Annotated in this window: 15 protein-coding genes and 1 pseudogene; 4 read left to right on the top strand and 12 right to left on the bottom strand. The window is 65.3% G+C overall.

Going from position 1 to position 18,903, the window contains the following annotated elements:
- Positions 1-2: 2 nt before the first annotated feature.
- The 9 genes from CEY09_RS26835 to CEY09_RS26795 form a co-directional block, all read right to left on the bottom strand.
- Positions 3-1,259: a D-amino acid dehydrogenase gene (locus CEY09_RS26835; RefSeq protein WP_088590942.1), complete on the bottom strand. Its 1,257-nt coding sequence runs from the start codon at positions 1,257-1,259 to the stop codon at positions 3-5.
- Positions 1,260-1,437: 178 nt separating this feature from the next.
- Positions 1,438-2,484, bottom strand: a complete 1,047-nt coding sequence (locus CEY09_RS26830) for a CDP-6-deoxy-delta-3,4-glucoseen reductase (RefSeq protein WP_006224021.1) — start codon at positions 2,482-2,484, stop codon at positions 1,438-1,440.
- A 70-nt stretch (positions 2,485-2,554) separates the two neighbouring features.
- The gene (panD, locus tag CEY09_RS26825) at positions 2,555-2,923 is read right to left on the bottom strand and encodes an aspartate 1-decarboxylase (RefSeq protein ID WP_006224022.1); all 369 of its coding nucleotides are present in this window, start codon (positions 2,921-2,923) and stop codon (positions 2,555-2,557) included.
- Between the two features lie 178 nt (positions 2,924-3,101).
- A complete protein-coding gene (locus tag CEY09_RS26820) occupies positions 3,102-3,974 on the bottom strand; it encodes an MOSC domain-containing protein (RefSeq protein WP_088590941.1) in 873 nt (290 codons plus the stop codon).
- Between the two features lie 215 nt (positions 3,975-4,189).
- Complete coding sequence (gene thpD / locus CEY09_RS26815) at positions 4,190-5,116, bottom strand: ectoine hydroxylase (protein ID WP_006227525.1); 927 nt, start codon at positions 5,114-5,116, stop codon at positions 4,190-4,192.
- Between the two features lie 19 nt (positions 5,117-5,135).
- Positions 5,136-5,540 carry an ectoine synthase gene (locus tag CEY09_RS26810; protein WP_006227526.1) on the bottom strand — a complete coding sequence of 135 codons (405 nt, stop codon included), beginning with the start codon at positions 5,538-5,540 and terminating at the stop codon, positions 5,136-5,138.
- A complete protein-coding gene (gene ectB, locus CEY09_RS26805; RefSeq protein ID WP_088590940.1) occupies positions 5,537-6,844 on the bottom strand; it encodes a diaminobutyrate--2-oxoglutarate transaminase in 1,308 nt (435 codons plus the stop codon). The genes CEY09_RS26810 and ectB overlap by 4 nt, the downstream gene beginning before the upstream one ends.
- 124 nt (positions 6,845-6,968) lie before the next feature.
- The gene (gene ectA, locus CEY09_RS26800) at positions 6,969-7,529 is read right to left on the bottom strand and encodes a diaminobutyrate acetyltransferase (RefSeq protein ID WP_006227528.1); all 561 of its coding nucleotides are present in this window, start codon (positions 7,527-7,529) and stop codon (positions 6,969-6,971) included.
- Complete coding sequence (locus tag CEY09_RS26795) at positions 7,526-8,077, bottom strand: MarR family winged helix-turn-helix transcriptional regulator (RefSeq protein WP_006227529.1); 552 nt, start codon at positions 8,075-8,077, stop codon at positions 7,526-7,528. The genes ectA and CEY09_RS26795 overlap by 4 nt, the downstream gene beginning before the upstream one ends.
- A 260-nt stretch (positions 8,078-8,337) precedes the next feature.
- Between CEY09_RS26795 and CEY09_RS26790 the strand changes: the two genes are divergently transcribed.
- From CEY09_RS26790 to CEY09_RS26775, 4 genes and pseudogenes are all read left to right on the top strand, one after another.
- Positions 8,338-9,270, top strand: coding sequence for a MurR/RpiR family transcriptional regulator (locus tag CEY09_RS26790; protein WP_088590970.1), 933 nt, complete (start codon positions 8,338-8,340; stop codon positions 9,268-9,270).
- A gap of 58 nt (positions 9,271-9,328) precedes the next feature.
- Entirely contained in the window at positions 9,329-10,669 is a 1,341-nt protein-coding gene (locus CEY09_RS26785; protein ID WP_088590939.1) for an aspartate aminotransferase family protein, read from the top strand.
- A gap of 158 nt (positions 10,670-10,827) precedes the next feature.
- Positions 10,828-11,832 (top strand): TAXI family TRAP transporter solute-binding subunit, encoded by a 1,005-nt coding sequence (locus tag CEY09_RS26780; RefSeq protein ID WP_088590938.1) that lies wholly within the window; start codon positions 10,828-10,830, stop codon positions 11,830-11,832.
- Positions 11,833-11,917: 85 nt separating this feature from the next.
- Positions 11,918-14,582 (top strand): annotated as a pseudogene (locus CEY09_RS26775) (TRAP transporter permease).
- Here the strand turns inward: CEY09_RS26775 and CEY09_RS26770 are convergent.
- The 3 genes from CEY09_RS26770 to parC all read right to left on the bottom strand — a co-directional run bounded on the left by CEY09_RS26770 (position 14,583) and on the right by parC (position 18,893).
- Positions 14,583-15,785, bottom strand: a complete 1,203-nt coding sequence (locus tag CEY09_RS26770) for a DUF418 domain-containing protein (RefSeq protein ID WP_088590937.1) — start codon at positions 15,783-15,785, stop codon at positions 14,583-14,585.
- Positions 15,782-16,426: a TetR/AcrR family transcriptional regulator gene (locus CEY09_RS26765; protein ID WP_088590936.1), complete on the bottom strand. Its 645-nt coding sequence runs from the start codon at positions 16,424-16,426 to the stop codon at positions 15,782-15,784. The genes CEY09_RS26770 and CEY09_RS26765 overlap by 4 nt, the downstream gene beginning before the upstream one ends.
- A gap of 136 nt (positions 16,427-16,562) precedes the next feature.
- Complete coding sequence (gene parC / locus CEY09_RS26760; protein WP_088590935.1) at positions 16,563-18,893, bottom strand: DNA topoisomerase IV subunit A; 2,331 nt, start codon at positions 18,891-18,893, stop codon at positions 16,563-16,565.
- Between the last annotated feature and the right edge of the window lie 10 nt (positions 18,894-18,903).

Here is an 18,903-nt window from a genome sequence, read left to right as displayed (position 1 = left end):
GTTCACAGACCAAGAAAAGGGAATTCCGGTTCTGGCCGCCGTCCGCTAAGCAGATCGGCCAATGCCCGGCCTGAGCCAACACCCATCGTCCAGCCAAGCGTACCGTGTCCCGTATTGATATACAAATTGGGGATACGGCTACGGCCGATGATGGGCACATTCGAGGGAGTGGACGGGCGCAAGCCCGACCAATAGCTGACGCGCCCGAAATCGAGTGCGTCGGGAAAGAGTTCTTGCGCCAGGCGGGTCAAGGCTTCGCAACGGCTGGTGTTCAGGCCCCGGGAGTATCCCGAGAGCTCTGCCGTGCCGGCCATGCGCAGCCGGTCGCCCAGGCGCGAGAACACGATTTTGTGGCTGCTGTCCGTCAGGCTCACCGTGGGCGTGGCTTCCGGTTTCAACACCGGGAAGGTCGCCGAATAGCCCTTGGCGGGATAGACGTTGCAGGGGATGCCGAGCGGGCGCAGCATGTTGGGGCTGAAACTGCCCATGGCGACGACGTAGGCGTCGGCCGAGACCGAACCGTAGCGGCCATCGGGCTCAATGACTTCGACGCCCTGCACGGTGCCGCCCTGGGTCAAAAGCCGGGTCGCCCGCGTGCTGTAGCGGAATTCGACGCCGGCGCGGGCGCAGCGTTCGGCCAGCGCGACCGTGAACAGGTGCACGTCGCCGCTTTCGTCTTCGGGGGTGTAGTCGCCCCCGACGATCGTTTGCCGATGCGGCGCCAGGGCGGGTTCGATGGCGATGACCTCGTCGGCCGAGACCACACGGCGCTCGACGCCGAAATCGCGCATCAGCCCGGCGGCGCGCTGGGAATTTTCGAATTCGTGCGGGTCGCGGTAGAAATTCAGGATGCCGCGTTCAAGGTGGTCGTATTCGATGCCCAGCTCGGCGCGCATGCCGCGCAGGGTGGCGCGGCTGTATTCCGCCATGCGGACCATGGCGCGGATATTCGGCGCCAGGCGGCTGGGCAGGCATTCGCGCAGGAACGCCAAGCCCCACATCCATTGCCGCCAATCCAGTTGCGGGCGGAACAGCAACGGCGCGTCGTCCTGGAACATCCATTTGAGCAGCTTGAGCGGAGCCTGCGGATTGGCCCAGGGTTCGGCATACGAGACCGAGATCTGCGCGCCGTTGGCCAGGCTGGTTTCCTGCGCGGGACCGGTGCAGCGATCAATGACCACGACGTCATGGCCGGCCTGGCTTAGCCACCAGGCGCTGGAGATTCCGATAATGCCGCTACCCAATACCGCTACTTTCATGCCCGCATTGCTCCTTGCGTGCCAAATCGGCTCACGGACCCGATGTCCGCCCCCTTGGCAAGCCGCTGCCAGGGCAGTTTACCCCGCCGATTTGCCTTCGCCTATGGATAAAAAAGGGGCGGAAGTCACGAGCCTTTTCCGCTTGTGAATTCCACCCCCTTGCTTCGTGCTGGTCCAGTTACGACGCGGCTTTCGCCAGGTCGGCTTCGGACGTGAAGGCGTCCGCGTAGAACTCTTCCGGCGGCAGGCCGTTCTGCGCGCTGAACTCGCGGCGGGCGGCGTCAACCATCAGCGGCGTGCCGCAGGCGTAGACCTGGTGGCCGGACATGTCGGCGATGTCCTGCATCACGGCCTCGTGGACGAAACCGGTGCGGCCCGTCCAACCGTCTTCCTGCAGCGCGTTGGACACGACCGGGACATAGGTGAACCCCGGCAGCAGGCTCGACCAGGATTGCGCCAGCGCGTCCATATACAGGTCGCGCGGACGGCGGCCGCCCCAGTACAGGGTGACCGGGCGGCTGATGTTCTTGTGGATCATGTGCTCCACGATGGCCTTCACCGGGGCGAACCCCGTACCGCTGGCCAGCAGCACGATCGGCTTGTCGCTGTCTTCGCGCAGGAAGAACGAGCCGAACGGGCCTTCCAGGCGCAGGATCTCGCGCTCTTTCATCTGCGTGTCGCCCGCGCCGAAGACGTGGTCGGTGAACAGCCCACCCGGCATGTGCCGGATGTGCAGTTCCAGCGGGCTGCCGGTGTGCGGGGCGCCGGCCATGGAATAGCTGCGGCGGCGGCCGTCCTTCAGGATGACTTCGATGTACTGCCCCGCGTAATAGCGGAACTGTTCCGAGGCCGGCAGCTGCAGCTTGATGACGGTGACGTCGGGCGCCACGCGCTCAAGCGTCTGCACGCGCGACGGCAGCTTGCGGATCTGGATGTCGCTGGCCAGGCGGACTTCGGTGGATTCGACCACCATGTCCGACCCGGGACGGGCCTGGCAGAACAGCGTATAGCCGTCGGCCAGTTCCTCGGGCGACAGGATCTGGGCAGGATATTGCCCGGCGTCGAACTCCCCGGACACCACTTTGCCCTTGCAGGTGGAGCACGCGCCGTTGCGACAGCTGTAAGGCAGCACGATGCCGGCAGCCAAGGCGCCGTCGAGCACGGTCTGGCCGGGCTCGACCGGGAATTGATGCTTGCTGGGTTGAATGGTGACCTGGAAGCTCATGATGAAACGGTTCTGAGTTGACGCAGCGTCTTCCGGCCTGACCGGAAGCGGCGCTGCGCCCGGCCCGGCGTCAGGCCGGGAACTTGCGGATTTCCTTGACGCGGTTTGCGTCGTCTACCAGCACCACTTGCGGCTTATGCGTGGCGGAATCGGCTTCGGACATCGGGCCGTAGGTGCAGATGATCAGCAGATCGCCGACCTGGGCCCGACGGGCCGCTGCGCCGTTCAGCGAGATGGCGCCGCTACCGCGGGCCGCCTTGATGATGTACGTGTCGAAACGTTCGCCGTTGGTGACGTTGTAGAGTTCGATGCGTTCGAACTCGCGCATGCCGGCAGCGTCCAGCAGGTCTTCGTCGATGCCACAAGACCCTTCGTAATGAAGGTCGGCTTCGGTGACCGTGACGCGGTGTAGCTTTGCCCGCAGCATGATGCGTTGCATGATAGAAATATCCTGGTTCGCGGCCCGGTCCGCGAAGCGTTGCTAAGTGATGCCCGGCATCCGGTATTGCCGTTGGAACCCGGTATTCTATAATTTTTGCCGCACCGGGACGTCCGCCATGCCATCGCGCAGGCGGCCGACTTCGCAGCATAGGCGGAAACAGCGCCCGCCCGCGCGCCTAGAAATCCAGTTCGATCTCGACCGCGTCGCCGACCTTCAGACGCGCGCCGGCCGGTGCATCCAGAATGGCGTTCTGGCCGAACACCACCCCAATTTCCAGATTCCGGTAGCCCGCTAGCGTGCGCCCGGGCTCTTCGTACTGCTGCGCTGTACGCTGATCGATATCGGGGATCGAACACCGCGTGCAGGGTTTGACGAACGCCATCTTGACCCCGGCGGCGGTGATCATGGCCGTATGGTCTTCCTCGAAGGGTTCCCATTCGCCCTCGACCACGATATTGGGCCGGAAACGGTCCATCGGCACGGGCGCCACGCCCTTGGCTTGCAAGCGGACGTTCAAATCATCAAGCGAGGCCTGGTTGGCGATCAGCAGGGGAAAGCCGTCGGCAAAGCCGAAGTGGTGTTCCCCGGCGAACGTCTCCGCCAGATCGGGATGCGCATCGACCCAGCGGAACACCCAGTCGGGCTTGGCGTTGCGCTGGGCAGCCGTGTCCACCTTGAGCAGGCGGCAAGGCGTCTTGAGGAAATCGGAAAACCACTGCCCGACTGCCGCGCTTTCGCGCTGGGCGGAAATGGTGTCGCTCCAGACCGCCACGGTTTCCGCCCCCGGCTCCAGGCCGGACCCATCCAACGGCACATCCAGGTCAGCCATGCCCGGCGCGGACAGGCGCAACGCGTCGGCCGTGAGCGCGGTGCGGATCAGCGCCATCGCGGGCCATTGCCGCTGGGTCATGAATTGGCCGTCGGCGCTGATCAACATCCAGCGCCGGTCTTGGGCCAAGCCGGCCCGGTCGATGGGGGATTCCGCCAGGTCGATGCCTGCGCAGGATTTGATCGGGTAGATATGCAAGCTGAGGATACGGGCGGACATGGCGGCGAAAAGTCAGCGAAGAATGCGCGAAAGGATAGCAGAGAGCGTCCCCTCTTCGCCCTGGGATCTGCCCCAGGCGCGGGCAGGAAAAATGCCCCCCATGCTGCGCCTCCGGCTTGCTGCCCCAGGGGGCGTTTTCATCTTGAGGCGGCTCGGCAATGAAAAAACCCGGGCGCACAGGCCCGGGTTCCGAATGCGCCGGCAGGCTGTACAGCCTAGCCGCCGACCAGCTTCAAGGTATCCAGCGGCGTCACCGCCTTGAACCCCTTGCGCGTCGCGATATGTTCAGGACGCGGCGTCAGTCCGTACTTGGGTGGATTCAAGGTGTTTTCCATGCTGTTGTAGACCATGAACACGTTGGCGCGCGGCCACGGCGAGATGTTGCTGTTCGAGCCGTGCATCGTGTTGCAGTCGAAGAACACCACCGAACCGGCCTTGGCCGTCATGGAGCGGATGCCGCCCTGCTCCACCAGCAATTGCAGGCTGACCGGGTCCGGCACGCCATACTCCTGCTTCTTCAGCGATTGCTTGTAATGCTCGTTCGGGGTTTCGCCAACGCACGAAATGAACTGCCGATGCGAACCGGGCACCAGCATCAGCGGGCCGTTGCACTCGTTGTTGTCGGTCAACAGCACCGAGCAGCTGAGCGCGCGCATCGAGGGCATGCCGTCTTCGACGTGCCAGGTCTCGAAATCGGAGTGCCAGTAGAACTCCTTGCCCTTGAAGCCCGGCTTCATGTTGGCGCGCGATTGGTGGATGTAGACCTCGGACCCGAGGATCTGGCGCGCCACATTGACCAGCCGAGGGTCGCGCACCAGGCGCGACAGCACGGGGTTCAGCACATGCACCATGAAGATGGAACGCACGGCATTGCTGCCGGGCTCGGTGATGGACTCTTCGCGCCGGATGATCGACGGGTCGCGCGTCATGCGCTCGACCTCGGACGACAAGGCGCGGATCTCGGCTTCCGAGAACAGGTTTTCAAGCAAGAGGAAACCGTCGCGCTCGTACTGGCCGACTTGCTCGCCGGACAGGGCGTTGGCGTACTGGCCGTCTTCATAGACCACCGGATCCTGACGGGCGATGATGGCGGAACTTCGATCCGTACGGGAGGCGTACGGATCCTGTGCAGGTGAGATCATGCGAACCTCCTTGTCTTGTTCAGGCCGCTTTGGCTTGGGCTTCAGGCAGGGCGTAGACGCCCTCTTTGTCATGCACTTCCTGACCCGTCAGCGGCGGGTTGAAGACGCAGATGACGCGCAACGGCTCTTTGCCGCCGCACAGCCAGTGCTCGTCGTTGTCGTTCAGGGCGTAGACCACGCCGGGGCCCAGGTCGTACTTCTTGCCGTCGGCGATGGTCTCGATGGAGCCGTCGCCTTCAATGCACCACACCGCTTCAAGATGGTTCTTGTAGTGGATGTGCGTACGGCCGCCCGGGAAGATGGTGGTCTCGTGGAAGGAAAAGCCCATTCCGTCCTTCTTCAGCAGCACGCGGCGGCTGACCCAGGTGTCGGTGCGGACTTCGTCGGCGGTGCCGATCACATCTTTGACGTTGCGTACGATCATTGGCGTTTTCCTCCAAATTTCAGAATGCGGGCAGACTGCCCCTCTTCGGCCAGCGCTTCAGCCACGCTGGCCTCGATCACGTCCAGGCCCTTGCTGAGCAGCTCTTCCTCGATCGTCAACGCAGGCAGCAGCTTCAGCACTTCGTCGTGCGCGCCCGAGGTCTCGATGACGACGCCCTTCTTGAAAGCGTTCTGCGCGATGCGGTTGGCCAAGGCGGGCGTCGCGTTGCACACCAGCCCCTGGATCAGGCCGCGGCCGCGCACCGACAAGCCGGCATTGGGATAGCTGTGGACGAGGTTTTCCAGCCAATCGCGAACCTGGCGCTCTTTGCGCTGGATCTCGGCGGTGAACGCCGTGTTGGCCCAATAGGTTTCCAGCGCCTGCGTCGCCGTGACGAAGGCCAGGTTGTTGCCGCGGAACGTGCCGCTGTGAGCACCCGGCTTCCAGATGTCCAGCTCGGGCTTCATCAGCACCAGCGACATCGGCAGCCCGAAACCGGACAGCGACTTCGACAGCGTGATGATGTCCGGACGGATGCCGGCGGCCTCGAAGCTGAAGAACGTACCGGTGCGGCCGCAGCCGACCTGGATGTCGTCCACGATCAGCAGCATGTCGTGGCGCTTGCACAGCTTTTCCAGCTCTTTCAGCCAGCGCAGCGTCGCCACGTTGACGCCGCCCTCGCCTTGCACCGTTTCCACGATGACGGCGGCGGGCTTGTCCATGCCGCTGCTGGGATCTTCCAGCATGCGTTCCAGATACGCCATGGTGTCCACGTCCGGACCGAAGTAGCCGTCATAGGGCATGAATGTCGTGTTGCCCAGCGCGTAGCCCGAGGCATCGCGGAACTTCATGTTGGCCGTCACGGCCAGCGAACCGCCGCTCACGCCATGGAAACCATGAGTGAACGAAATCACATTGGGGCGGCCCTTGACCTGGCGCGCGATCTTCAGCGCGGCTTCCACGGCATTGGTGCCGGTGGGGCCGGTGAACTGCAGCGTGTATTGCCAGTTGCGCGGCTTGAGCAGCACGCGATCCACCGTCTCCAGGAAACGCTTCTTCGCGCTGGTGGCCATGTCCAGTCCGTGGACGACGCCGTCCGACTGTACATATTCCAGCAGCTTTTCCTTGAGAACAGGATTGTTGTGGCCGTAGTTCAGCGTGCCTGCGCCGCTGAAGAAATCGATGTATTCGGTGCCGTCCTCATCAATCAGCGTCGAGCCTCGGGCCTGGCTGAATATCACGGGAAACGACCGAATGTAGCCCCGCACCTCCGACTCCATCCGGTCAAAGATTTTCAAGTCCATATGATTAATCCTCCCTTTCATCTCATAAGTTGACAGACGGCCAGCTCCCCTCCGGATGCGTGGTCGCATTCGGATCGGCAAAGCCATCCCGGTATTTCGATAAGTCCGCTGGGGTTGCGCCGCCCTACGGGGCAGGCAATGCGAACGGGCCTATCCTCAACAGCATCTCGTCGTCATGGTCCGCGCCCCCGAACAATTGCCGGTCGAAGAACGGCTGTTCGGACACGTGGGCGCCCAGCTCGCCGGCCAGGCCGGTAAAGCTGCGGCGCGATGCCTGGTTGTCAGGCCCCACCGTGGTTTCAAGATGACGAACATGCGCGAGCCCCTTGCGCTGCAAGAGTTCGCGAAGCATGGCGCGGGCCAACCGGTGGCCGCGTGCGCGGGCGTGCACCGCGACCTGCCAGACGAACAACACGTCGGGCCGGGTCGGGATCACATAAGCGGAGATAAAACCGTCGATACGTCCGCCGGCACTTTCGGCGATGACGCAGGTGTCGCTGAAATGCTCACACAGGAGCAAGTAGGCGTAGAGGGAATTCAGGTCGAGCGGCGGGCACTCGGAAATGAGGCGGTGAATGGCGGCGCCGTCTTTGCGGTCGGGCAGACGCATCGTATGGGTCTGCGCGCGAACCGCCGGCGCCACGGCACTTGAGAGAGTTGTTGTATCCAGTTCGATTGTCTTCATGCAACGATTCCCGATTCTGGGGGTGCCCCGCCCGTGGGCACTTCAAGGATGGGCGACGACACGTCACCGTGCGCTTCCGCGGCGACTGCCTGGCCTTCTTGCTCCATCAGCGCCACGATGCGTTCCAGCGACAGTGTGATCGTGGCTTGCTCAAGTTCAGGCAAGGCGTTCAGCGCGTCGGCCAGGTGCTTCTGCAACGGCGACGGCGCGCCTTGCGCCAGTTCACGGCCGGTGTCGGTGGCCGTGACAAAGACGATGCGGCGGTCTTCACGGCCGCGCTCGCGGCGGATGAACCCTTTGTCTTCCAGGCGGTCCAGGATGCCGACCACCGTGCTGGGGCTGACGTGCATCTCGCGGCTGATGGCGGTGGCCGTCATGGGACCGTTGGCCATCACCGTGCGCAAGCACATCAGTTGGGGCGCGGTGATGTGGCTGACCGCGGACAACTGGCGCGAATGCAATGCGATCGAGCGCGTGATGCGGCGCAGGGCACGCAAAATGCGCAGGTCGTACTGCTGTGTCGGATCGGATTGCGCGGCGTTGTTCATGGAAATTAAAAGGTTCGATCAAAATTGATTTCTACACAAATGATATGCGCACGATTTATTCGAGTCAAACAAAAACCCCCTGCATGATGTAAATAAATAAACACGGAATTGCAGAAGATGACCGCAGGATTGCTGGACTTGGCGGCGGCCCCGCAAGGGGGGGGGGCGCGCACCGGATGGACTAGTGGAAATCCTTATATAAAACATATGTTTTTTCTTTGGATCAGGATTTATCATTTGTTTTTTTGCCGATGCCCACGATGCCCCTGCCCACCGAAGTCATCCTGAACCTGCAGGAAAAGCTGGAATCCCTGCCGCCCGAGCTGCAACGCGCAGCGCACTGGGTGGTGGCGCATCCTGCTGAAGTCGGCCTGTGGTCCATGCGCCGGCAAGCCCAGGCGCTTGGCGTGGCGCCCGCCACCATGCTGCGGCTGGCGCGTGCAATCGGATATTCCAGTTACGAGGATTTCCGTCAGCCGTTCCAACAGGCCCTTGCGGGGCCGCACAACCCCGGACTGCGTGAGCGTGCAGCCGCCTTGCAGGCTGCCGCGGGCACCGCCGGGGCGCCCGGCCACGACGTGCTGACGCAATACCAGATCCAGGCGATGAGCTCGGTATGCGCCTTGAACCCGTCGAGCGCATTCGATGCCGCGGTGCAGACCTTGCTGAACGCCCGCCAGGTCGGATTCCTGGGCACCCGTTCGGCGTTCGGCATCGCGTTCCAGATGCGCTATGCGTATCAGCTGGTGCGCCGCAACAGCGTGCTGATCGACGGCCTGGGCGGCGCCCCCGCCGAACAGGCCGACAACCTGGACGCCGGCGACGCGCTGATCGTGATTTCTCAGGCGCCCTACCCCACGGCCACCGTGCAACTGGCCCGCCAAGCCGCACAGCGCGGCGTCGCACTGATCGCCTTGACCGACGACCCACTGTCGCCGCTAGCCGTGGAAGCCCGCCATACGCTGCGTTTCGCGCCGCCCGATCGCGATGGCGTCCAGGCGCGCCCGGCGCGCCAAGGGCCCGGCTCGTTCTTCCATACCACTGCAGGCCTGCTGGGCCTGGCCGAGCACCTGATCGCGCGCCTGACCGCCCGCGGCGGCGCCGACGTGCTGAACCGCCTGACGGAAGTCGAAGCGCGCCTGCGCACCGACAACGTCTACTGGACCGCCCCTACAGCGCGGCGGCCCGGCTGAGCGCTCCCGTCCAACCATCGCCATTTCCCACCGCCCACTCACGCATCCCGGAATCCCCATGAGCCAAACCCACGTCCTGCATCGTTCCCTACGCCAGACGCCGCCTGTCGCCGTACGCGGCCAGGGCGTGTGGATCCACGACAGCGCGGGCCGCGCCTATCTCGACGGGTCGGGCGGCGCGGCCGTGTCGTGCCTGGGGCACAACCACCCCGACATCCAGGCCGCCATGCACGCCCAGATCGACGCGCTGGCTTACGCCCACACCAGCTTCTTCACGACCGAAGTGGCCGAGCAATTGGCCGACCGCCTGGTCGCCGACGCGCCCGCCGGCATCTCGCATGCCTACTTCGTCTCGGGCGGCTCCGAAGCCGTCGAGGCCGCGTTAAAAATGGCGCGCCAATATTTCGTGGAAACCGGCCAGCCCGAACGCCGCCACATCGTGGCGCGCCGCCAGAGCTATCACGGCAATACGCTGGGCGCGTTGGCCGTGGGCGGCAACGCCTGGCGCCGCGCCCAATTCGCGCCACTGCTGATCGAGGTCGAACACGTCTCGCCTTGCTACGCCTATCGCGACCAGCGCCCGGACGAAAGCGGCGAACAGTACGGCGAGCGGCTGGCCCTGGAACTGGATCAGACCTTTGAAAAGCTGGGTGCCGGCACCGTGATGGCTTTCGTGGCCGAGCCGGTGGTGGGCGCCACCTCCGGCGCCGTGACGGCCGTGCCCGGCTATTTCCGCCGGATCCGTGAAGTCTGCGACCGCCATGGCGTACTGCTGATCGCCGACGAAGTGATGTGCGGCATGGGCCGCACCGGCACGCTCTACGCGGTGGAGCAGGAAGGCATCGTGCCGGACCTGATCACCATCGCCAAGGGCTTGGGCGGCGGCTATCAGCCCATCGGCGCGGTGATGGCGCAACAGCGCATCGTGGACTCCATGCAGCAAGGCAGCGGCTTTTTCCAGCACGGCCACACCTACCTGGGCCACGCCATCGCCTGCGCCGCCTCGCTTGCCGTGCAGGACGTGATCCGCCGCGACAACCTGCTGGCGCGGGTGCGCGAACAGGGCGCAGGCTTGCGACAGCGGCTGGAACAGGCGCTGGGCGCGCATCCGCACGTGGGCGACATCCGCGGCCGGGGCCTCTTCATGGGCATCGAACTGGTGCAAGACCGCGAGACCAAGCAGACCTTCGACCCTGCGTTGACGCTGCATGCGCGGATCAAACGCGAAGCCATGGCCCGCGGCCTGATGGTCTACCCGATGGGCGGCACGATCGACGGCCGCCAGGGCGACCACGTGCTGCTTGCTCCGCCCTTCATCATTTCCAACGACGAACTGGACCAATTGACCGAACGCCTGGCTGGCGCCATCGACGCCGCCATTGCACAGGCCCGCGCCTAGCGCCGGCCTGCATGCGCGCAGCGAGGGGATCCGCCGCGCGCCGCCCGCCACCCACGGGCACGTGATGATTCGTACAGGACGCCTCGCAGGCTCGCGGGGTGGACCAACCGCCGGCAAAGACCGGCAAATCACGGGGAAAAACCCCATAAGGAGTTTGCATGACCACGTCCGTCAAACATCCCTTGGGCCATCGCAACGCCTGGACGCTCGCCGCGGCCGGCGTGGCCACGGCATTGCTGTCCATGGCGCCGGCACCCGCCGCCGCCCAACAGAAGTTCGTCAGCATCGGCACGGGCGGCGTCACCGGCGTCTACTATGCCGCCGGCGGCGCCATCTGCCGCCTGGTCAATAAAGACCGAGCCACGCACGGCATCCGCTGCTCGGTCGAATCCACCGGCGGCTCGGTATTCAACGCCAACACCATCAAGGCCGGCGAACTTGACCTGGGCGTGGTGCAGTCCGACGTCGGCTTCAACGCCTACAACGGCGAGGGCCAGTTCAAGCAGGCCGGACCCTATCCGAAATTGCGGTCGGTGTTTTCGATCCACCCCGAGCCCTTCACCGTCGTTGCGCGCAAAGACGCGAACATCAAGAGCTTCGAGGACCTGAAGGGCAAGCGCTTCAACGTCGGCAATCCGGGCTCGGGCACGCGCTCGTCGATGGAGGAACTGCTGGCAACAATGGGCTGGACGCTGAAGGACTTTTCGCTGGCATCGGAACTGCGCCCCGACGAACACGGTTCCGCCGTGTGCGACGGCAAGATCGATGGCTTTTTCTACGGCGTCGGCCATCCTTCGGCCAACATCCAGGACCCCACCACGAGCTGCGGCGCCAAGCTCGTTTCGCTGACCGGGCCCGCGGTGGACAAGCTGGTGGAAAAGTACCCCTACTACGCCCACGCCACGATTCCCGCCGGGCTGTATCCGAACAACCCCGGTGAAACCAAGACGTACGGGGTCACCGCCACTTTCGTCACGTCGGCCGATGTGCCCGACGCCACGGTCTACACCGTGGTCAAGGCGGTGTTCGACAATTTCGACGACTTCAAAAAGCTCCACCCTGCGTTTGCGAATCTGAAGCCGGCGGACATGGTGAAGAACGGCTTATCGGCGCCGCTGCATCCGGGCGCTGAGAAGTACTTCAAGGAAAAGGGCCTGCTCTAAGGTCTGGCCAGCGCGCGCTCGCCGCGCGCCAGCATTCAACGCGCGCCGCTTAGCCGGCGCGCGCCATGACTCGTAGGGGAATTTCATGACTAAAGCGCCGCACACGCCGGCCCCGGACCTGGAACAGCTTGTCGCCGACGCCGACCGCGGCGGCCGCAACGTGGGCGGCGTTGCCGGCGCCACGCTGGCGGCCGGCGCGCTGATCTGGTCCGTCTTCCAACTCTGGTATGCGTCGCCGCTGCCGTTCTCGTTCAACTGGGGCATCTTCAACGACACGGAAGCGCGCGCGCTGCATCTGGGCATCGCGATGTTCCTGGGGTATCTGGCGTATCCGGCCAGCAAACGCGCCGCGCGCGACCGCATGCCCTGGTACGACTGGATCCTGGCGTTGGCCGCCGGGTTTTGCGGCAGCTACCTGTACGTCTTCTATAACGAATTGGCCGGCCGCCCCGGACAGCCCACGCCGATGGATGTGGCAACGGCCGTCATTGGCCTGGCGCTGCTGCTGGAAGTCACGCGCCGCGCGCTCGGCCTGCCCATGACCGTGCTCGGCCTGGTGTTCGTGGCCTATGCGCTGGCGGGCCCGTGGCTGCCTGACGTGCTGGCCCACCGCGGTGCGTCGCTTGAGCGCCTGATGTCGCACATGTGGCTGACGACTGAAGGCGTGTATGGCGTGGCGTTGGGCGTCTCGGTGTCCTACATCTTCATCTTCGTGCTGCTGGGCTCGATGCTAGGACAAGTGCGGTGCGGGCAACTACATGATGCAGGTCTCGTTCGCGCTGCTGGGCCATCTGCGCGGCGGGCCGGCCAAGGTGGCCGTGGTGTCCTCGGCAGTCAACGGGCTGGTGTCCGCCTCCTCGGTGGCCAACGTGGTCACCGGCGGGATCTTCACGATCCCCCTCATGAAGAAGGCCGGCTATGGCGGTGTGCGGGCCGGCGCGATCGAGACCGCATCCTCGGTCAACGGGCAGATCATGCCCCCGGTCATGGGGGCCGCAGCCTTCCTGATGATCGAGTACGTCGGCATCCCCTACACCGACATCATCCGCCACGCGATCCTCCCGGCGGCGATCTCCTACATCGCGCTGTTCTATATCGTCCACCTTGAAGCCCTGAAGCTGGGCATCCAGCCGATGATGGCCACGGGCCCCGTACGCACGCCGCTGCAGAAACTGGCGGGCTGGGGCATGGGGATCAGCGGCACGCTGCTGGTGATGGGCGCGGCCTATTGGATCGGCACCGGCGTGCAGGCCGTGGCGGGCGCCGCGGCCATCTGGGTGCTGCTGGCAATCCTGGCGGCGCTCTACCTGTGGCTATTGCGCGTTGCCGCCGCGCATCCCGACCTGCCGCAGGACATCGACATCAATCATCCCGTGCGCCCGCAACCCTGGCCCACGGTGCGCGCCGGACTGTATTTCCTGATCCCCATCGGCATCCTGGTGTGGTGCCTGAGCGTGGAGGAACTGTCCGCAGGCCTGTCGGCGTTCTGGGCGGCGATGGCCATGCTGTTCCAGATGGTGACGCAGCGCCCGCTGATGGCCTGGTTCCGCAAGCAGGACGCGGCGCCGGCCTGGCGCCAGGGCTGGCGCGACGCCATCGGCGGCCTGCAGGAAGGCGCGCGCAACATGATTGGTATCGCGATCGCCTGCGGCACCGCCGGCCTGATCGTCGGCGCCATCACGCTGACCGGGCTGGGCCTGCGCATGACCGCATTCGTCGAACTGGTGTCGATGGGCAACGTGCTGCTGATGCTGATCTTCACCGCGCTCGTGTGCCTGATCCTGGGACTGGGCATGCCGACGACCGCGAACTACATCCTGATGGCGACGCTGATGGCGCCGGTCGTGGTGGAGCTGGGGGCGCAGAACGGCCTGGTCATCCCCCTGATCGCCGTGCACATGTTCGTGTTCTATTACGGCATCATGGCCGACATCACGCCGCCGGTCGGGTTGGCCACGTTCGCCGCGGCGGCGATATCGGGCGAAGACCCGATCAAGACCGGCATCCAGGGCGTCACCTACGCGGCGCGCACGGCCATCCTGCCGTTTATGTTCGTGTTCAATCCGGCGCTGCTGCTGATCGACGTCAATTACGGATGGGAGCTGGCGCTGGTCGTGGCCGGCGCCACCCTGGCGTCGTTGACGTTTGCCGCGGCCACCATGCGCTGGTTCCGCACGCGCTGCACGTGGGCTGAAGTCGGCGTGCTGCTGCTGGCGACGTTCATGCTGTTCCGCCCGGACTGGTTCATGGACCATTTTGCTCCGCAATACGAAAGCCGTCCCGCCTCCGACATGCTGACGATCGCCGCCGCCATGCCGGACAACGGCCGGCTGACCGTGGTGCTGCGGGGGATCAACCTGGAAGGCGACGAGCTGACCAAGACCGTCGCCGTGGCGCTGCCCGCGCTGGAGCCAGGCGCCGATGCGTCGGGCGCCGCTGCGTCGAGCGTCGACGCACCTGATGTCGCATCGCCTGCCGTTGGACGCCAGCGCCTGGCCGATGCCGGGCTGACGCTGATGAGCCTGGGCGACCAGACCCAGATCGGCGGCGTGCGTTTCGGCAGCCGCGCCCAACGCTCGGGCTGGGAGCAAGGCTGGGACGTGCTGGAAGTCAAAGCGCCCAACCCGCAGCGCTGGTCAGACCACTGGGTCTACCTGCCCGCCCTGCTGTTGCTGGCAGGCATGTGGATGCGGCAGGGGCGCCGGGACGGCGGCTCCCCGGTTGGCCGGTTGCGGCCGGGAACGGCCTGATCAGCCTGCACGCGCGCGCCGCCAGGGCGGCACGGCCCCGATGGTGAGCGCGCGCAGGAACCACTCCACCGGGCCATAGGCGTGGTGGCGCATCCACCACGCGGACAAGGGCAATTGCGCGGCGAAGATGGCTACGGCGATGCCGGTTGCCGCCAAGGGCGACACCGACGCGAACAGGCGCAGGCCCCAGCCCGTGAACAGGAAGGCGCAAACGACGGACTGCATCAGATAGTTCGTCAGCGCCATCCGGCCGGCAGGCGCCAGCCATGCGCCCACGGCCCCGAAAACCCTTGTCCGCAGGGCCAGCAAGAAGGCGGCGGCGTAGGACATGCTTAGCAACGGTGCGGTCAGCAGGTCCGCCGCCAGTCCTGGAAGCTCCCAGGCTGCGCCAGCGAACGGCAGCGACGACGTCGCATACAGCGCTGACCCGGCCAGACCCGGCAACACCCCCAATGCGCACAACAGCCCCAGCGCGCGCGGCTGCTGCCAGGGATCCGCAAGCGCATTGCGACGCCCCAACGCATAGCCGACCAGGAACATCGCAAAAGCGAACGGCCCCTGCACGAACAGCACCATGAACCAGACGCTCTCGGTCAGTTCCTTGATGTGCTGCGCGATGGTCGTGCTGATGGTGCCGCGGTAGGCTTCGATGGAGGCCAGCGCCTCGGCCTTGTACAGCGCCTGGTAGCCGGCGGGCACCGGGTCCAGGAAACTCAAGAAGCCCAGAATCGCCCAGACCGACGCGGCCAGTACGATCAACCACAATGCGGCGCGCAACGCGCGTTTTGGGTCCATCCTGCCGCACAGCAGCAGCCCCAGGCCCAACAGCGCGTAGGTCAGCAGGATGTCGCCCTGATAGAAGAGCACGGCATGCGCCAGGCCCAGCAGCGCCAGCCCCGCCAGCCGCCGCAGGAAGCGCGGCGCGAACGCCGCCTGGCTGCGTTCGGCCGCCGACATCTGCAAGGTGAAGCTATAGCCGAACAGGAACGAGAACAGCAGATAGAACTTGGTTTCGAACAGCCACGCGATCAGCCAGCGCACCGCCAGATCCACCGGGCGGGAATAGGCCGGATCGGCCATTCCTGCGCCGTAGAACGGCGACGAGAAAACGCCGATGTTCACGATCAAAATGCCAAAGAGCGCAAAGCCGCGCAGTGCGTCCACGTGGGCCAGGCGGCCGGGGTCCTGACGGGCGTCGCTCATGCTCGGCCCCTTCCCGCTTGCGGGCGGCGCGGGGCGCGGTTGCCCGCCAAGGCGGCTGGCGGCAGGCTGCGTTCCACGGCCTCGCCCAACAGGTCGGCCGCGGCGCGGGCGCCGAAGGCGGGATCCACCACCGACCGACTGAAGACGCCGTCCAACAGCAGCAACAACACGTCTGCCATGGCCGCCAGCGGCTGCGGGGCAGCCTGCCCCATCCAGACCGCCTCCAGCAGGGTCAGCAGGCCTGTCTTGCGCTCGGCCTCGTTTGCCATCACCAATGCGTGCACGCGCGGATTGCGCACTGCCTCGGCCAGCACCTCCATGCCCAGGCGCACAAACACCGGATCCTGATACAGCGCCAGTTGACCGTCGACCCATTCACGCAGCGCTTGGCGCGCATCGGGCGCCGCGCTGGCCGCCTGCATGCGGGACCGGATGTCGTCGGTGTCGGAGGCGACGAGCGCCTCGATGATGTCGGCCTTGCTGGCGTAGTAATGGAACAGATTGCCGGGGCTCATCGCCGCCCGCTCGCAGATCTGCGCAGTGGAGGTCGCGTGGAAACCGTGCTCCGCAAAACAATGCGCCGCGGCGTCAAGGATATGGCGGCGGCGTTCCTGCTGCTTGATGGGATCTGTTTTGCGCATGAATAATTAATAGACTGACTGATCTATCTATTAAATAGCGGCACCCTGGATCCGGTCAAGAAAAAAAGGCGAGCCCTGCGGCCCGCCCTTCCTTGTCGCCAGGCAGGGAGCGGATTCGCTCCCTGCCGGCCCGCCATCACCCCAGAACGGGCGACAGCACCGGCTGCTTGGGACGCACGTCCAGCTGTCGGCCCTTGCGCGCACGCTTGCCCACATAGGGCGCCAGCGCGTCGCCGACCAGGATGTCTTCGGTCAGCTTATTGCGGTAGATGCCCGTGGCGCGCAGGCCGCGGGCGCCGATCGGCACCGTCTGGTCCAGCTTGTCTGAGGCGTCCAGGCCCATCAGGATGGTGCCGCGGCCGCCGCCGGACAGGGACTTGCACTCGTCCAGACCGAAGACCAGGAACTTGCCCTTGGCAGACAGCAGGGCCAATTGCGTGGCGCCGTCGAACAACGGCACCGGGCGCAGCATCTCGTCGCCCTCTTCCAGGGTGATGAACTGCTTGCCGGCGCGCTGGCGGCTGACCATGTCGGACAACTTGGCGGCAAAGCCGTAGCCGCCGCGGGTGGCCAACAGCCAACGCGTGTCCGGCGCCGCGGCAATGGTATGCACGATGCGCGTGCCGGACTCCAGGTCGATCATGGTGGTGACCGGCTGGCCGTCGCCACGCGCCGAAGGCAGCCCCCCGACCGGCACGGAATACACCCGGCCGTTGTCGCCCATTGCAATCAGCGTGTCGGTGGTGCGGCACTCAAAGGCGCCGTAGAGGTCGTCGCCCTGCTTGAAGCCGAATTGCGAGGCGTCGTGGCCATGGCCCTGACGGGCGCGCAGCCAGCCCTTTTGCGACACGATGACCGTGACCGGCTCGTCCAGCACCTTGGTTTCCAGCACAGCGCGTTCGGCCGTCTCGATCAGGGTGCGGCGGTCGTCGCCATACTGCTTGGAGTCAGCCTCGATTTCCTTGATCAAAAGGCGCTTGAGCGTGTTCGGGTTGTCCAGCAGCTCTTGCAACGAGATCTGATCCTTACGCTTGTCAGCCAGTTCCTGCTCGATCTTGAAGCCTTCCAGACGGGCCAATTGGCGCAAGCGCATTTCCAGAATGTCTTCGGCCTGGCGTTCGGACAGCTTGAAGCGTTCCATCAGCGCGGCGCGCGGCTCGTCCGATTCGCGGATGGTCTGGATGACTTCGTCCACGTTCAGGTAGACCAGCATGCGGCCTTCCAGCACGTGGATGCGGTCGGTGACCTTGTCCAGGCGGAAGCGCGTGCGGCGCACCACGGTGTTGGTGCGGAACGCCACCCACTCGACCAGGATGTCGCGCAGGCCCTTCTGGCGCGGCCGGCCGTCGGTGCCGATGCACACCAGGTTGATCGACGAGCTGCTTTCCATGCTGGTCTGCGCCAGCAGTGTATTGACGAATTCGTCGCGGTCCACGCGCGAGGTCTTCGGTTCGAAGACGAGGCGCACCGCGGCGTCCTTGCCGGATTCGTCGCGCACGGCGTCCAGCAGGTTCAGCATGACCGCCTTGGCCTGCGTCTGCTCGGGCGTCAGGCTCTTCTTGCCGGACTTGACCTTCGGGTTGGTGATTTCCTCGATCTCTTCCAGGACCTTCTGGCCCGACGTGCCCGGGGGCAGCTCGGTGATCACCAGTTGCCACTGGCCGCGCGCCATTTCCTCGAACTGCCAGCGGGCCCGTACCTTCAGCGAACCGCGGCCGGCGCGGTAGATCTGCGCGATATCGGCGGCGGGCGTGATGATCTGGCCACCGCCGGCGAAGTCCGGGCCGGGGATCATGGCGTGCAGTTCTTCGTCCGGCAATTGCGGATGCTTGATCAGCGCCACGCAGGCCTGGGCCACTTCACGCAGGTTGTGCGACGGGATTTCAGTGGCCATGCCGACCGCGATGCCCGAGGCGCCATTCAGCAGCATCACGGGCAAGCGCGCCGGCAGCATCTGCGGCTCTTGCTGGCTGCCGTCGTAGTTGGGCACGAAGTCCACCGTGCCCTCGTCCAGCTCGTCCAGCAGCAGCTTGGCGATGGGCGTCAGGCGCGCTTCGGTGTATCGCATCGCCGCGGCGTTGTCGCCGTCGCGCGAACCGAAGTTGCCCTGGCCGTCGATCAGCGGATAGCGCAGCGAAAAATCCTGCGCCATGCGCACCATGGCGTCGTAGGCGGCCTGGTCGCCGTGCGGGTGGTATTTACCCAGCACGTCGCCCACGACGCGCGCGGACTTCACGGGCTTGGCGCCTGCGGCCAGCCCCATCGCCTGCATGGCGAACAAGATGCGGCGTTGCACGGGTTTCTGCCCGTCGCCGACGTCGGGCAAGGCGCGGCCCCGCACGACGGAAACCGCGTAGTCCAGATAGGCCTGTTCGGCATAGCGCGCCAGCGTGATGGCCGCGTTGGCGTCGCCATCGCCGTCAGGCGGAGTGGGGTCGAACAAGCCGGGTTGATTGCTGTCGGTCATGATGGTTTCA

Source organism: Achromobacter marplatensis (genome assembly GCF_002209535.1).
GTDB lineage: Bacteria > Pseudomonadota > Gammaproteobacteria > Burkholderiales > Burkholderiaceae_B > Achromobacter > Achromobacter marplatensis.
This window is presented reverse-complemented; position numbering and strand designations above follow the sequence as displayed.